The organism is Weizmannia sp. FSL K6-0777, from assembly GCF_038593185.1.
GTDB lineage: Bacteria > Bacillota > Bacilli > Bacillales > Bacillaceae_C > Weizmannia > Weizmannia faecalis.
The window spans coordinates 1,795,343-1,810,099 of sequence record NZ_CP151971.1; the positions used below are offsets into that span (position 1 = coordinate 1,795,343).

Sequence of the window (14,757 nt, forward strand, 5' to 3'; positions counted from 1 at the left end):
CAATGCAGCCGTTTTTTCAATTACGGATAGATCCGGTTTAAAAGCCTCGGGAACGGAATCGTTTCGCGCACATGCTCAACGCCCGAAATCCAGGCAACCGTCCGCTCAAGGCCCAGCCCGAAGCCGGAATGCGGAACAGAACCGTATTTTCGTAAATCAAGATACCATTTGTAAGCTTCTTCCGACAGATTGAAATCCTTGATCCGTTTCAGCAACAAATCATAGTCATTGATCCGCTCGCTGCCGCCGATGATTTCCCCGTACCCTTCCGGCGCAATCAAATCGGCGCACAGCACGACTTCCGGGCGCTTAGCATCCGGCTGCATGTAAAACGGTTTGATTGCAGCCGGATAATGCGTAATGAACACCGGCTTGTCGAAACTTTCGGCAATCGCGGTTTCATGCGGCGCACCAAAATCTTCGCCCCACTTGATATCATCAAATCCTTTTTCATGGAGCAATTCAATTGCATCATCATACGTAATCCGCGGAAACGGCGCCGACACTTGTTCAAGCTTTGAAGTATCGCGGCCAAGCCGGTGCAGGTCGAGTTTGCAGTTTTCCAAAACGGACCGGACGATATAAGAGACATACTGTTCCTGTACTTTCAGGCTGTCTTCATGTTCATAAAAAGCCATTTCCGGCTCGATCATCCAAAACTCGATCAAATGGCGGCGCGTTTTCGATTTTTCGGCGCGGAACGTCGGGCCGAAAGAAAATACTTTCCCGAATGCCATTGCTGCCGCTTCCATGTAAAGCTGCCCACTTTGTGATAGATAGGCCTCTTCGTCAAAGTACTTCGTATGGAACAGCTCGGTCGTTCCTTCCGGCGCACTGCCGGTTAAAATCGGCGGGTCGATTTTCGTAAACCCGTGCGTATTGAAAAACTCATACGTCGCCCGGATGATCTCGTTCCGGATTTTCATGACGGCGTGCTGGCGGCGGGAACGGAGCCATAGATGCCTGTGGTCCATTAAAAATTCGGTCCCGTGCGCTTTTGGTGTGATCGGGTAATCTACGGCTTCATGAATGATCTCTATGCCGGTCACCTGGAGCTCGTAGCCGAACGGGGAGCGGGCATCTTCCCGGACTGTCCCGGTAACGTAAAAAGAAGTTTCCTGGCTCATCGATTTCGCCGTTTGAAAGACCTCTTCCCCGGCTTCGTTTTTTACGACGACCCCCTGGATAAAGCCTGTCCCGTCACGCAGCTCGAGAAAAGCAATTTTGCCGCTTGAACGTTTGTTGTTCAGCCAGACCCCGATCGTCACTTCCTCCCCGATATGCTGGTGTACTTCTGAAATGGTGATTTTCACGGTATTTCCCTCCAAAACAATTTCCGGCTTGTCTCCCATATGTACCGAAATCCATTATACTAAACAAAGGCGGAAAAAGGAAACAAGCCAAAGTTTCACGCTTTTTTCCGTGTTTCCACGAACTGTTTGATCCGCTTGAGCGCTTCTTCGAGATTTTCCAAAGAAGTGGCATAAGAAAGCCGGATATTGTTTTCCGCGCCGAAACCGGAACCCGGGACGACGGCAACGCGCGCTTCCTCGAGCAAAGCCTCCACAAATGCGTCAACCGTTTGAAACCCAGTCAGCTTTGCGGCTTCTTTCACATTCGGGAATAAATAAAAAGCGCCTTGCGGTTTGATGCAGGTAATCCCGTCAATTTCAATCAGCTGGTTAAAAACAGCATTGAGCCGTGCCTCGAAAGCCTGGCGCATCTCTTCCACGGTGCGTTCATCCCCGCTATATGCGGCGAGTGCCGCGAACTGGGAAGGCGTTGCCGGATTGGAAGTCGAATGGCTGGCAAGATTTGTCATCGCTTTGATGATATCCCCGTTTCCGGCCGCATAGCCGATCCGCCAGCCGGTCATGGAATGGGATTTTGAGACGCCGTTAATGATCACCGTCTGTGCTTTCAGTTCCGGTGAAATGGTGGCGATCGAGACATGCCGGCTGCCGCCGTACACCAATTTTTCGTAAATTTCGTCCGACACGATCAAAATATCGTGTTTCAGGCAGACTTCACCGAGTTTTTCAAGTTCTTCCCTTGTATACATCATGCCGGTCGGATTGCCGGGAGAGTTGAGTACAAACGCTTTTGTCCGCGGCGATATGGCTTTTTCCAGCTGCTCCGGCGTTATTTTATACTGGTTTTCTTCTTTGCCTTCTACAAAGACCGGGACGCCTTCTGCAAGCTTTACCTGCTCGGGATAGCTTACCCAGTAAGGAGACGGGATGATCACTTCATCGCCCTGGTCGAGCAGCACCTGAAACAATGTATACAAGGCGTGTTTTGCCCCGTTGGTAATGATGATTTCATTTGCTTTAAAGCCAAGCCCCTGGTCTTTTTGGAATTTTTCAATGACGGCCTCTTTCAGCGATGCCATTCCGCCGGCCGGGGTATACTTCGTCTGGCCGTCCAGCATCGACTGGTACGCGGCTTCGATAATCTCCCTCGGTGTATTAAAATCGGGTTCACCTGCGCCAAGGCCGATCACATCGATGCCTTGCGCCTTCATTGCTTTTGCCTTTGCCGTAATCGCCAACGTGGATGACGGCGTTAATGCACTTACCCTTGATGCTAGTTTCATACGATTCACCTCTCCAAACGGATCAATTGGATTTTTTTAAAAAAGGAACCTCATCATAGCCGAGGCTGTTTCCTTTTATATAAGCAACTTCCCAAATGGGAACCTGGCTTTCCATGCCGAGCCGCACAGATAAAATTTTATCCGGCTGCCTTTTCTGCACCACTTGTTTCACTGCATCCTGTTTTGAGATGCCGGTATTCAAGTCTAGGACGGTCACACGTTTCGGTTTCTTTTCAGGGATCCAAACCGCTTTTTTCTTCCCGCCTTTTCCTTTCCCCACGACAACATAATAGGTGCTTTTGCCATTGTAAAGATAAAATGCATCGGCAGCCCGGATGCCGGCTTCGCTTTTGGCAACAGCGACCGCTTTGTTGTAGGCTTCATGATACGGTTTCCGTGCTTTCCAATAAGTCTCTGCCGCAAATCCGGCTATCACGATGACCAAAATGCAAATCGAGATCAGTGCTTTTTTCATTCCGAACCCTCATTTTCCATGGCGTAAATCCTTTTAAGCAGAAATTGTCATTCATATCAGTTCCCATGCAGGCCATCCTAAGCTTAGAATCATTTCCTTCATCATTATACAGCAAAAATGAATGAAAAAATGATGCATTTGATCATTTTTCCGGTCTACCCTGTTTTGTGCTGCATTGTCGCAGCACTTTTTTTACAGCCAGCTTTCAATGACCTCAAGCGTCTCGTTCAGATCCAGGTGCCTGATGCGGACCGGCGGCAGAGACTTTGTGAACGCCGGCCCGTATGTGGCCGTTTCAATCCTCCGGTCCAGGACAAGAAAAATGCCGCGGTCATGACGCGTCCGGATAAGCCTGCCAAACCCTTGTTTGAACCTGAGCACGGCTTCAGGCAAGGCATAGGCGGAAAACGGGTTTTTCCCCTTTGCCCTGAAATAATCGGACTTTGCTTCAGTAACCGGTTCATCCGGGGGCAAAAACGGAAGGCGGGCCATCACAAGGCAGGAAAGGTCATCGCCAGGGATGTCGACCCCTTCCCAAAAGCTGCTTAAACCGAAAAGAATGGCTTTGTCAAATTTTTGAAAGCTTTTCGTTAACCTCGACCGGCTGCCGCTTGATATTCCCTGGGCGATAAACATATAATCTTCAAGCATTCCGCTTTCTTTCATCAGGTGGTACACGTTTTTCAGCAAATCAAAGGATGTAAATAAAATCATCATCCTGCCTTTTGTGGCCTCCGCAACGGCAAGCAGATAACCTGCCATTTTTTCCGCAAAGTCTTCTATACTGACGGATCCGATATCGGGAAGGTCGTTCGGGATAATAAACTGCACCTGCCTGTCGAACCGGAAAGGCGACGGAATGCGGACCGTTTTTGTGGTGTGCGCTAGCCCCGTCTCGTCCAGAAAATAGCGGAAGCTTCCGCCAACGGTCAATGTCGCGGAAGTAAGCACAACGCTCTTTTTTCGCGAAAAAAAAGCTTTTTGCAATGTTTCTCCGGCATGCACCGGCTGGCAATAAATGACAAGGCTGTTCGGGAGGGCGCGCAAATCCCCTTCCACCCAGACGACATTTTCATCCCCGCCGTTTTGGCCGGCGAAAATGGCCAGGTTGTCGCGCAAAAGGCGCCAATCTTCCAAAAAGCTGTACATTTCTTCGATAAAAGCGAGTGCCTGTTCTTTCATCTGTTTTTCGGAAAGCAACTGCGAAAGTCTTTCTTCCAAAGCCTGTGAAATCTCTTTCATGGACGCCCTGATCCGTTCCGTACAGAGCAGAACTGCGTGCCATGCTTTTTGTTTCCAATTTTCTTTTTTAATTCTTAATTTGATTTTCTGGTAACCATTTGTTTCCCGGTTCACGCGCATTACTTTTTGGGCAAGCATACCGAATAAATCATCGAGCTCAGCCTCAAGGCCCTGCAGGATTGCATCGCATTCAAACGCGTGCAGTCTGGCTTTTAGCCCATATTTTTCCATCATTTTTTCCAATTTGTAAAACAGTTGTTTTTGCTCATACAGACCAAGCCTTGCCATCATATATTTCATTTGGTTGTAACTTGCGCGTTTCCCGATCGTTTCCCGGGCCGCTTGTTCAAGGCGGTGGGCTTCATCAATGATGACGTATTGAAATCCGTCAAACACCGACTGGTCCCTTTCAAGTTCCGCGCACAGCATCGCATGGTTCGTGACGGCGATGTCAGCAGAGGCTGCGCAGGCTTTGGCGTAAAGATAAAAATCCCGCGATTTCCACGGATCTTTTTTATCCGTATGCCAGCCGTCCTGTTTAATCCGCTGCCAAAAATGTTTTCCGCCGCCAGATAAATGAAGCTCGTCAAGATCGCCGCTTTCTGTTTCGGTAAGCCAGACCAGGATTTGCATTTTGGCAAATACGGCGTCGTACTGCCGGTCCGGTTCTTTTAACGACTGTTCAAACTTAAACAAATGCAGGTAATGGCTCCTCCCCTTTAGCAACACGGTCCTGACCGGGGTTTTCAGCATCTGTTCAAGCCTTTTGATTTCCTTATTTAAAAGCTGGTGCTCAAGCGCAACAGTATACGTGCTGATTAACACCGGTTTCTGTTCCGAAATCGCTTGGAAAGCGGCCGGCACAAGATAGGCAAGGGATTTGCCGATGCCCGTGCCTGCTTCTAATGCGACATGCTCCTCAGCAGAAAAAGCTTCCCGGACATGGTCCATCATTTCAAATTGGGCGGGGCGCGCTTCCATCCCGGTACCTGAAGCCGCAAACCAGGATTCTTTTTCAACTGCATCCTGCGGGTAACGGCCAATCTCACGCGGTCCGTTATCCGGCGGGAGGATTTTCCGCTTTAATGCAATACCACGGTATACTTCCATATCCGGCGGCAAATGCTCGATATGCCGCCGTTTCTCTTCCAGTATATCCTCAAAAATGCCGGCAAGGTCGTTTTTCAAGGAATAAGAAAGCGGCACGAGTTGTTCAAGTGTGACGACAGGAAGGGACGCACACTTTTCCATGCAGGCAAGAAGCAGCTTTGCCGTCACAAAAGCATCACTGTCCGCCCGGTGCGGCCGTTCATGATAAAGAGACAAAGAATCGGCCAGATCCCCCAGTTTATAACTGTTCAAAGTTGGAAATGCAATTCTCGAAAATTCAACGGTGTCAAGGCTTGGCCCGCGAAACGGCGGAAACCCCGCAGCCTTTAATTCCTGCTGCAAAAACGGCAGGTCAAACAGCACATTGTGGGCGACAAATATGCTGTCTTCCAAAATTTCCATAATGCGCGGGGCGATCTCCGAAAATACCGGCGCTTCTTCAAGCATGCCGTTATCGATCCCGGTCAATTCCGAAATAAACGGCGGTACCGGCTTTTCGGGATTAACGAAGCTTGTAAATTGCGTTTTTATCTCCCGGCCTTCAACCACAACAGCGGAAAACTGGATGATGCGATCGCCTTTTTTTGCTGAATTTCCTGTTGTTTCAAGATCTACGACTACATAGCGCTGCATAACATCACCTGACTAAAAATAATTGCCCCGTTTCTTCCATATTGTACTATTTTAACATAAAATCGATCATTCGCCACAAGCAGATGCAGAAATTAAAAAACCGCCCTGCCGGAAAAAGCAGGTGCGGTTTTACCTTACAAAATCGTGGAAGCCGGTTCTTCCGATAACATTTTTTCAATTCGGTTTTTTGCATCAAGCAGGACAATTTTCGGATGGTGGTTTTTCATTTCTTCTTCCGTCAAAAGGGCGTACGAAATGATAATCACAATATCGCCGGGTTGTGCAAGCCGGGCGGCCGCGCCGTTCAGGCAGATGACACCGGATCCCCTTTCACCCGGGATAATGTACGTTTCAAATCGCGCCCCGTTGTAATTGTTCACTATTTGCACTTTCTCATTGGGCGCCATTCCCGCAGCATCCAGCAAATCCGCATCAATCGTGATGCTTCCGACATAGTTTAAATTCGCTTCCGTCACGGTTGCCCGGTGGATTTTTCCGTTCATCACAGTCCGCAGCAAAGCAATCTCTCCTATTCTCATGTTGTTTATTCTGCAAAAATGATATTGTCGATGAGCCGTGCTTTTTCAAATTGGACGGCGACTGCGAGGATACAGCGCCCATGTATGGCATGGACCGGTTCGAGGTCAGGATATGAATACAATTCTACGTAATCGATTTTCCCGGACAGATGCGCGGAAAGATGCGCTTTCACAAGGGAAATCACTTTTTCCGGGTTTCTCTCTCCCTGTTCAACCGCTTTGTTTGCCAATTGCAAACTTTTGTATATTTCGGGTGCTTCTTTCCGCTCCGCCTCCGATAAATAGACGTTTCTCGAACTTTTTGCAAGGCCGTCCGGTTCGCGCACGATCGGGCACGGGACAATGTCAATGGGAAAATCCAAATCGCGAACCAAATTTTCGACAACGGCCACCTGCTGGGCATCTTTCAATCCGAAATAAGCGCGGTCCGGCTGAACGAGGTGAAACAATTTCGAAAGAACCGTCGCCACGCCGTCAAAATGGCCCGGCCGCTTTCTTCCGCAAAGGACATCCGTCCCTTTTGTCACTGTCATTTGAACCGATAAAGCGCGCGGATACATTTCTTTAACAGAAGGGATAAACAATACATCAACGCCGGCTGCTTCCGCTTTATGCCGGTCCCCTTCGGCATCGCGCGGGTACCGGTCGAAATCTTCATTCGGACCGAATTGGAGCGGGTTTACAAAAATACTCATGATGACAATATCGTTTTCTTTTCTTGCCTGCTTTGCCAGGGCGAGATGGCCTTCATGCAAGTAGCCCATCGTCGGGACAAACCCGATCGACTTGCCTTCCTTTTTATACCGGGATACTAGCGCCCGGATTTCCTGCTTCGTTTCTGTAACGCTCATCGCCTGTGCGGTTTTCATTTTGCATGCCCCCCGTACAGTGTTGCCAGTTCTTCTTCTTTCATCGTGTACGTATGCTTTTCTTCGGGGAACGTCCGGTTTTTTACTTCCTGTACGTATTGGCGGAGCCCCGCGCGCATCACGGCATCCGCATCGGCAAATTGCTTCACAAATTTTGCCACTTTTTCGCTTCCGTATTTTACCAGGTCATGGAATACAAGGACCTGCCCGTCTACATCAAGGCCGGCCCCGATTCCGATGGTTGGAATGGAAAGTGCGGCTGTCACTTCTTCCGAAAGCTGCCGCGGGACGCATTCCAGGACGACAGCAAAAGCGCCGGCCTCCTCGCACGCTTTCGCATCTTCCAGCAGCTTTTTGGCGGCTTCCGCTGTTTTCCCTTGGACTTTATAGCCGCCGAAAATCCCGACCTTTTGCGGCGTCAGCCCGATATGAGCCATCACCGGGATGCCTGATTCCGTAAGCGCTTCAATTTGAGCCGCGACTTCTTTCCCGCCCTCCAGTTTTACGGCATGGGCACCGCCGTCCTGAATGATGCGGGCGCCGTTTTTTAATGTTTCTTCGCGGCTCAAATGGTACGACATAAACGGCATATCGGTGACGATAAAAGTGTTTTTCGCCCCGCGTTTGACCGCTTTCGTATGGTGGACCATGTCCGCCACGGTCACCGGAATGGTCGAATCATAGCCGAGCACGACCATGCCGAGTGAATCGCCGACAAGAATCATGTCAACGCCCGCTTCTTCCGCAAGCTTTGCAGAAGGATAATCATAAGCGGTCACCATTGCAATTTTTTCTTCTTGCGTCTTCATCTTCACAAAATCCGTCGTTTGTTTCATTTTCCAACACTCCTCACCTGTCATGGATTGACCGGTGCAGAGGAAACAAACAATTGGAAAAAGGAGCCCGTCACTGGACAGACGGGCTCCCTGTTGTTTCAATTGTTCATTTTGGCCCTCTGTCCCCGTCCGTTTAAGGATCAAGGCAGAATCTATTTTGTATAAAAAGCTGAATTGGTATAGTTCCGAAATAGATACTACCCAAGTTGATTATAGCAGGAATGGCCAGATTGCGCTATATCCGGCCAAAAATTTTTTCAATTTTTTAACGTTCGATTTCAATATCTGCGGAGTAAATGGCATGCATCTGTCCGTCTTCCTCTTCAAGCTGGAGCACGCCGTCATCCGTGATGCCGACCGCACGCCCTGAAATATCCCCTTTTAACGTATGCGCCGTGATTTTTTTCCCTGCCACATTGGCATAGCTTTCCCATAAAATTTTAAGCGGCGCAAAACCGTTTTGGAGATAAATTTCCTCGTATTTTTCCAATTTCTCAAGGATGCGCTGAATGAGCAGCGCGCGTTTTACTTTTTTACCAGAAGCAAGGGAAAGGGATGTTGCGATCGATTTTAAGGGGTCCGGGAAATCGGTTTCGTTTACATTGATCCCGATCCCTGTGATCACCGCCTGGATCCGATCCGTGTCCGCTTCAAGCTCTGTCAGGATCCCTGCGCATTTTTTTCCGCCGATTAACAGGTCATTCGGCCATTTGATCTCCGGCACAATCCCCGCTGTTTCTTCGATTGCCTGTGCGACCGCAACGGCGGCAATGAGCGTAAACGGGGGCGCCATTTGCGGCGGAAGATCCGGCCGCAGGACAATACTCATCCAGATACCGGTATATTTAGGGGAATACCAGGACCGCCTGAGCCTGCCCCTTCCTCCCGTCTGCTGCTCTGCAATCACAAGCGTGCCATCAGGACAGCCTTCCTGTACGAGCTGGTGCGCAAGCCGCTGGGTAGAATCGATCGTTTCCCGGTAATGAATGTTTCTTGCAAGCCGTTTTGTCCCGAGCCCGTACCGGATTTCATTTTCCGTCACTTTGTCGCCCGTTCCTTTAATCCGGTAGCCTTTTTTCCGAACCGCTTCCAATTCAAAACCTTCTTTGCGCAGCTCTTCCATATGCTTCCAAACCGCCGCCCGCGAGCAGTTCAGCTTTTTCGCCAGCGTTTCTCCCGATACAAAGCCGTCCCCAGCTTCCGTCAGCAATTCTATTATTTTTTCTCTTGTGGATATTTGCACAAAACCCACCTCCGGATTGCCTCATATTGGTTTTCGATTTCGCCGTTTATCAGCGCTTTTTCAATCTCACGGAGCATTTCTTTCAGCCACGGGCCGCCTTTTTTCGAAAAAAGCGCCATCAGCTTTTTCCCGTCGATTGCCAGCTCGCTGCGGTTTTTCACCGGCAATTTCTGGAAAGCCTGCCGGAGAGCGGAAATGCGGGGCGCCGGGTTTTCGCGGCGAAAAGCACAGAAAACCGCTTCAGCATCCAATGCCGTTTGTTCGCCGGCATCGTAGAGCATAAGCGGATCCCACTTTCGCCCGGCGCGCATCCTGAAAAAGCTGAGCGTACGCACGATGGCTTTCCGTTTTTCATTCGGCAGTTTCCATTTTCGCAAAAAAGCGTTGGCATCTTCCGGGTTCGCGGCGGCAACAAGGTACACCCAAAGCTGCTGTTCTGACAATTCGTTTAACACCGGGTGCAGGGCGGAAAAAAGTTGCGCTTCCCTGCCGCAAAGACCGGGGAGAAACCCGAGCAGCCCGGTTTCCTCAAGCAGTTGAAGCGCTTCATACGGATGCTCTCCTTCCAGCAATTTGATAAATTCCTGGGTTATCCGCTCAACAGCAATATGCCGGATAAGCGGTGCATGGCGCCGGATGGCCTGCTTCGTCCCGGGTTCAATACCAAAACCGAGCTGACTTGTAAACCGGGCGGCCCGCATCATCCGGAGCGCGTCTTCCCGGAATCTTTCTTCAGGGGATCCGACCGTTTCAATCCGCTTCATCCGGATGGCTTCACTGCCTCTAAACGGATCAATCAGTTTCCCGTTTTTATCCATCGCCATCGCATTCATCGTGAAGTCGCGCCGTTTTAAATCTTCAAGCAATGAGTCCACATATTCAACCGATTCCGGGCGCCGGTAATCTTTATAGGCCGACTCGGTCCGGAACGTCGTGATCTCGTACTGGTTTCCTTTATATAATACAAGCACTGTTCCATGTTCAATGCCGATGTCAACAGTATGTTTAAAAAGCGCCTTTACCTCTTCCGGTTTTGCCGAGGTGGCAATATCGACATCGTGCACCGGCCGCCCGAGCAGGCTATCGCGGATCGAGCCCCCGACAAAAAAAGCTTGGAACCCTGCGTCTTCAAGCGTCCGGATAATGGGAAGCGCCGTCTGAAATGGCGGGAGCATGTCCATCAACCTCATTTACCGTTTGTTCATATATTTGTTCGTATTGTTTCAAAATGTTGCGGGAATAAAATTTCTCTTTTACCGTCTTTTCGCACGCTTTCGAAAATGCAGCATAAAGGCCTGGATCCTCAAGCAGCCGGACGGCTTTTCGGGCAACGTCGCTCACATCACCCAACGCGCACAAATAGCCGTTCACCCCGTCTGTGATGACTTCCGGAATGCCGCCAACCCGGGTGCCAATGCACGGGACACCGCACGCCATCGCTTCAAGCGCAACAAGGCCGAAACTTTCCTTTTCCGATAAAAGCAGCATCAGGTCGCTGATTGCGTACAGCTCCTCGAGCCGGTCCTGCTTTCCTAAAAACAAGACATCTTTTTCTATACCGAATTGGGCAACGAGCCGGGAGACGACGGTCATTTCCGGCCCGTCGCCGACAAGAAGCAGTTTCGCCGGCATTTGTGCCCGCACTTTCGCAAAAGCCTTGACGACATCGGGCACGCGCTTTACCGCCCGGAAATTGGAAACGTGAATCAGCACTTTTTCCTTTTCCGAAATGCCGTAATCCTGTTTTAAATGGCCTGCCTCCCTTTTCCGGTATACGCGTTCATCGACAAAATTATAAACCGTCGAAATGTTTTTCTGCGGCCAGATCAAATCGTACGTTTGCCGGACGAGCGCTTCAGAAACGGCCGTTACTGCATCCGACTGTTCAATCCCGAACCGGATGGCGGAAACAAGCGACGGGTCATACCCGAGCACAGTGATGTCCGTGCCATGCAGGGTGGTCACGATTTTCATCCGGGTGCCGGCCATCATTTTGCCGAGAATGGCGCAGATGGCGTGTGGAATTGCATAATGGACATGGAGCACATCCAGCTTTTCCCTTTCCGCCACTTCTGCGATCTTAGAGGCAAGCGCAATATCATAAGGCGGATATTGAAAGACGGCGTACTGGTTCACTTCCACCTGATGGGTATAAATATTCGGGTACATTTTATTGAGCCGAAACGGGACACTCGAGGTAATAAAATGGATCTCGTGGCCGTTTTCGGCAAGCAGCTGGCCGAGTTCCGTTGCAATGACGCCGGATCCGCCTACGGTCGGATAGCACGTAATCCCGATTTTTAACTTTTTCATAAGTCGAGCACATCCAAATTCACAAGAACCGGTTTTTTGCTTAAAAACCCTTCTGCATATTTCACCCCGAGCTCTTTCCCGAACATCCTCTCACGCGCGGTGACCGCTTCAATATAGCCATCCGTAAGCGGTGTATGGACACTTCTTTCCCGTATCGAAAACTGGCTTTCATAGGCATGGAGGCTCTCAAGTTTTTTGTCCATAAAATTGGTGACATCGACGACAAAATCGGGCGGATGAAAACCGTTTACCATATAAAAATAAAGATGTTTCGGTTTATGGGAAGGAAGATCCGGTTCAGAACGGTATTTCCCGATGCCGGCCGAAAAAAAGGCTTCCTCTGTAAGCCTGCCGCAGTTACCGTGATCGGGATGGCGGTCTTCATGAAAAGGCGCAAACACGACATCCGGCTGAAACTTCCGGATGACACCGGTAACGGCGCGGATAGCGTCCGCTTGCATAAAAAGGCCGCGGTCCGGCAATTTCAGCGTTACTCTTTCTCTAACCCCGAGGCAGGCTGCCGATTTTTGCGCCTCTTTTTTGCGGTTTTCAACCGTCCCGTTCGAAGACAGCTCCGCTTCTGTCAAATCGCATATCGCAATTTTTTTCCCCATTGATGCCCATTTGGCAATAGATGCCGCCATGCCGATTTCGACATCGTCGGCATGGGCCCCGAAAGCGAGAATATCCACCTTGCCGGCCATTTCCTTTCCTCCTTCCGGTTAATCCAAAATATTTTCGAGCCCATAAACAAATGTATTGAGGTTCATCACCGTTTCAACGGCTACTTTCACCCCTGACATGAAAGAGGCGCGATCCATCGAGTCATGGCGGATCGTAAGCAGCTGGCCGTCCCCGCCGAACAGCACTTCCTGGTGGGCGACAAGGCCGGGCAGGCGGACGCTGTGGATATGCATGCCTTCAAAATCCGCGCCTCTTGCACCTTGTAATGTTTCTTTTTCATCCGGATGCCCCTGTGTTTTTTTTCTTCTTGCTTCCGAGATCATTTGCGCCGTTTTTACGCTCGTGCCGGACGGGGCATCTTTTTTCCGGTCATGGTGTAGCTCGATGATTTCCACATCCGGGAAATATTTCGCCGCCATTTGCGCAAATTTCATCATCAGCACTGCCCCGATTGCAAAATTTGGTGCAATGATACAGCCGATTCCTTTTTGTGCGGAAACGGCCTTTAGTTCTTCCAGTTCCGCATCGGTAAACCCGGTCGTCCCGACAACCGGGCGGACACCATGTGCAAGGGCCGTTTTCGCATGGAGGAACCCTGCTTTCGGCACCGTCAAATCAATCCATACATCCGCCGGGCAATTTTCAAGGCATGCTTCCGGGTCGGTATACACCCGGACCGGTTCGCCGTTATAATCGGATACATCATTGAACAGTTTGCCATCAAAAGTCCTGTCCACTACGCCAACGAGTTTAAAATGTTCCGTCCGCTCGATCAGCCGGACCGCCTCGCTCCCCATTTTCCCGCGGGCCCCGGCAACAATAATCCGAATATCATCCATGTTTCATTACTCCTCCTGCTCTTTTCGCGTCCATCTGTCTTTATCACGCGTGTTAAATTTCTGCAAAACCATTGTATGGGCTTCCTGTAAATCAATATGTAAAGCATTTGCCATGCAAATGACGACAAACAGCAAATCGCCGAGCTCTTCTGCTACGGTTTTCGGCTTCTCATCCGGTTTTTTCGGTTTTTCCCCGTAATAATGATTGATTTCGCGCGCCAGCTCCCCAAGTTCTTCCGTCAGCCTTGCTGTAAGCGCAAGCGGACTGAAGTACCCTTCTTCAAACTGGCTGATATAATCATCGACTTCTTTTTGCATTTGCCGGATCGATTTGTTTTCTGCCATTTTCATCCCCCAATCCTGTAATCCTCTTCCATGTTAGCCAAAAACGGCAGATTTTACAAATCATATATTTGCTTTTCTCTCTGCCTGATTGCCCTTTTGTACCGCTTTCGCTATAATGGGAACGCCGGATATATACCGGGGAAGGAGGATACGGATTATGCTGAAAATGAAAAACATCTTTTTTATCCTGCTCGGCTCTTGCATCTTTGCCTTTGGCATTGTCCATTTTAATATTCAGAACCATCTGGCGGAAGGCGGTTTTACCGGAATTACGCTGCTGCTTTACTATTTATTTCATATCAACCCCTCTTACTCCAATCTGATTTTGAATATTCCCGTATTTTTTGTGGGATGGAAGCTACTTGGAAAAAAATCGTTTTACTATACACTGGTCGGGACGGTCGGCTCCTCTCTTTTTTTATGGATTTTTGAGAAGAAACATTTCCATATTCCGCTTCGCGATGATATGTTTCTTGCGGCGCTGTTTGCCGGGGTATTTATCGGCGTCGGTCTCGGCATTATCTTCCGCTACGGGGGGACATCTGGAGGCGTCGATATCATTGCCAGGCTCGTGTTTAAATATAAAGGCGTGGCGATGGGCAGGACCATGTTCATGTTCGACGCATGCGTGATTACGCTGTCGCTTATCACCTATCTGCATTACCGTGAAGCGATGTACACGCTCGTTGCCGTTTTTGTCGGCTCGCGTGTTGTCGATTTTCTGCAGGAAGGGGCCTATACGGCAAGAGGCGCTTTTATCATTTCGGACAAGCATGATGAAATTGCCGAGAAAATTATGAAGCAGATGGACCGCGGCGTTACGGTTTTTCGCGGGCACGGTATGTTCACGAAACAGGACCGGGATGTGCTGTACTGTGTCGTCGGAAAACATGAGGTGTCCCGTTTAAAAGGCATTATCCATTCCGTTGACCCCCATGCCTTTGTGTCGATGATGGAGGTCCATGATGTGCTCGGGGAAGGCTTTACACTCGATGAGAACAAACAGCCGATTGAAGATTAAAAAAGAGCTGCC

General features: G+C 49.7%; 14 protein-coding genes. 1 reads left to right on the forward strand and 13 read right to left on the reverse strand.

The features are described 5' to 3' along the window. Positions 1-20: 20 nt before the first annotated feature. The 13 genes from asnS to NST70_RS08450 form a co-directional block, all read right to left on the reverse strand. Positions 21-1,313 carry an asparagine--tRNA ligase gene (gene asnS, locus NST70_RS08390; RefSeq protein WP_026104510.1) on the reverse strand — a complete coding sequence of 431 codons (1,293 nt, stop codon included), beginning with the start codon at positions 1,311-1,313 and terminating at the stop codon, positions 21-23. A gap of 95 nt (positions 1,314-1,408) precedes the next feature. Then, the gene (locus NST70_RS08395) at positions 1,409-2,596 is read right to left on the reverse strand and encodes a pyridoxal phosphate-dependent aminotransferase (protein ID WP_017550453.1); all 1,188 of its coding nucleotides are present in this window, start codon (positions 2,594-2,596) and stop codon (positions 1,409-1,411) included. Positions 2,597-2,618: 22 nt separating this feature from the next. After that, the gene (locus NST70_RS08400) at positions 2,619-3,071 is read right to left on the reverse strand and encodes a DUF5590 domain-containing protein (protein WP_014098186.1); all 453 of its coding nucleotides are present in this window, start codon (positions 3,069-3,071) and stop codon (positions 2,619-2,621) included. Between the two features lie 192 nt (positions 3,072-3,263). Beyond that, a complete protein-coding gene (dinG, locus tag NST70_RS08405; RefSeq protein WP_342474820.1) occupies positions 3,264-6,056 on the reverse strand; it encodes an ATP-dependent DNA helicase DinG in 2,793 nt (930 codons plus the stop codon). Between the two features lie 134 nt (positions 6,057-6,190). After that, entirely contained in the window at positions 6,191-6,574 is a 384-nt protein-coding gene (gene panD, locus NST70_RS08410; protein ID WP_014098184.1) for an aspartate 1-decarboxylase, read from the reverse strand. Positions 6,575-6,600: 26 nt separating this feature from the next. Next, the gene (panC, locus tag NST70_RS08415; protein ID WP_026104511.1) at positions 6,601-7,446 is read right to left on the reverse strand and encodes a pantoate--beta-alanine ligase; all 846 of its coding nucleotides are present in this window, start codon (positions 7,444-7,446) and stop codon (positions 6,601-6,603) included. A 14-nt stretch (positions 7,447-7,460) separates the two neighbouring features. Continuing rightward, complete coding sequence (gene panB / locus NST70_RS08420; protein ID WP_061087001.1) at positions 7,461-8,300, reverse strand: 3-methyl-2-oxobutanoate hydroxymethyltransferase; 840 nt, start codon at positions 8,298-8,300, stop codon at positions 7,461-7,463. A gap of 265 nt (positions 8,301-8,565) precedes the next feature. Next, positions 8,566-9,543, reverse strand: coding sequence for a biotin--[acetyl-CoA-carboxylase] ligase (locus NST70_RS08425; RefSeq protein WP_061087002.1), 978 nt, complete (start codon positions 9,541-9,543; stop codon positions 8,566-8,568). After that, positions 9,516-10,718 carry a CCA tRNA nucleotidyltransferase gene (locus tag NST70_RS08430; RefSeq protein ID WP_061577310.1) on the reverse strand — a complete coding sequence of 401 codons (1,203 nt, stop codon included), beginning with the start codon at positions 10,716-10,718 and terminating at the stop codon, positions 9,516-9,518. Before NST70_RS08430 ends, NST70_RS08425 begins: the two co-directional genes overlap by 28 nt. Beyond that, positions 10,672-11,856 carry an N-acetyl-alpha-D-glucosaminyl L-malate synthase BshA gene (bshA, locus tag NST70_RS08435; protein WP_035188077.1) on the reverse strand — a complete coding sequence of 395 codons (1,185 nt, stop codon included), beginning with the start codon at positions 11,854-11,856 and terminating at the stop codon, positions 10,672-10,674. The genes NST70_RS08430 and bshA overlap by 47 nt, the downstream gene beginning before the upstream one ends. Then, the gene (gene bshB1 / locus NST70_RS08440; protein WP_014098178.1) at positions 11,853-12,560 is read right to left on the reverse strand and encodes a bacillithiol biosynthesis deacetylase BshB1; all 708 of its coding nucleotides are present in this window, start codon (positions 12,558-12,560) and stop codon (positions 11,853-11,855) included. Before bshB1 ends, bshA begins: the two co-directional genes overlap by 4 nt. Before the next feature lie 18 nt (positions 12,561-12,578). Next, positions 12,579-13,379 (reverse strand): 4-hydroxy-tetrahydrodipicolinate reductase, encoded by an 801-nt coding sequence (gene dapB / locus NST70_RS08445; protein WP_013859487.1) that lies wholly within the window; start codon positions 13,377-13,379, stop codon positions 12,579-12,581. Between the two features lie 6 nt (positions 13,380-13,385). Beyond that, a complete protein-coding gene (locus NST70_RS08450; protein WP_014098177.1) occupies positions 13,386-13,730 on the reverse strand; it encodes a nucleotide pyrophosphohydrolase in 345 nt (114 codons plus the stop codon). Positions 13,731-13,881: 151 nt separating this feature from the next. Between NST70_RS08450 and NST70_RS08455 the strand changes: the two genes are divergently transcribed. Next, complete coding sequence (locus tag NST70_RS08455) at positions 13,882-14,745, forward strand: YitT family protein (protein WP_014098176.1); 864 nt, start codon at positions 13,882-13,884, stop codon at positions 14,743-14,745. Positions 14,746-14,757: the final 12 nt, after the last annotated feature.

Bases quoted from the DNA above. Each gene is read 5' to 3' on its own strand.
- NST70_RS08395 (WP_017550453.1), bottom strand. From the start codon at position 2,596: ATGAAACTAGCATCAAGGGTAAGTGCATTAACGCCGTCATCCACGTTG.
- NST70_RS08400 (WP_014098186.1), bottom strand. From the start codon at position 3,071: ATGAAAAAAGCACTGATCTCGATTTGCATTTTGGTCATCGTGATAGCC.
- dinG (WP_342474820.1), bottom strand. From the start codon at position 6,056: ATGCAGCGCTATGTAGTCGTAGATCTTGAAACAACAGGAAATTCAGCA.
- panC (WP_026104511.1), bottom strand. From the start codon at position 7,446: ATGAGCGTTACAGAAACGAAGCAGGAAATCCGGGCGCTAGTATCCCGG.
- panB (WP_061087001.1), bottom strand. From the start codon at position 8,300: ATGAAACAAACGACGGATTTTGTGAAGATGAAGACGCAAGAAGAAAAA.
- NST70_RS08430 (WP_061577310.1), bottom strand. From the start codon at position 10,718: ATGCTCCCGCCATTTCAGACGGCGCTTCCCATTATCCGGACGCTTGAA.
- bshA (WP_035188077.1), bottom strand. From the start codon at position 11,856: ATGAAAAAGTTAAAAATCGGGATTACGTGCTATCCGACCGTAGGCGGA.
- bshB1 (WP_014098178.1), bottom strand. From the start codon at position 12,560: ATGGCCGGCAAGGTGGATATTCTCGCTTTCGGGGCCCATGCCGACGAT.
- dapB (WP_013859487.1), bottom strand. From the start codon at position 13,379: ATGGATGATATTCGGATTATTGTTGCCGGGGCCCGCGGGAAAATGGGG.
- NST70_RS08450 (WP_014098177.1), bottom strand. From the start codon at position 13,730: ATGAAAATGGCAGAAAACAAATCGATCCGGCAAATGCAAAAAGAAGTC.
- NST70_RS08455 (WP_014098176.1), top strand. From the start codon at position 13,882: ATGCTGAAAATGAAAAACATCTTTTTTATCCTGCTCGGCTCTTGCATC.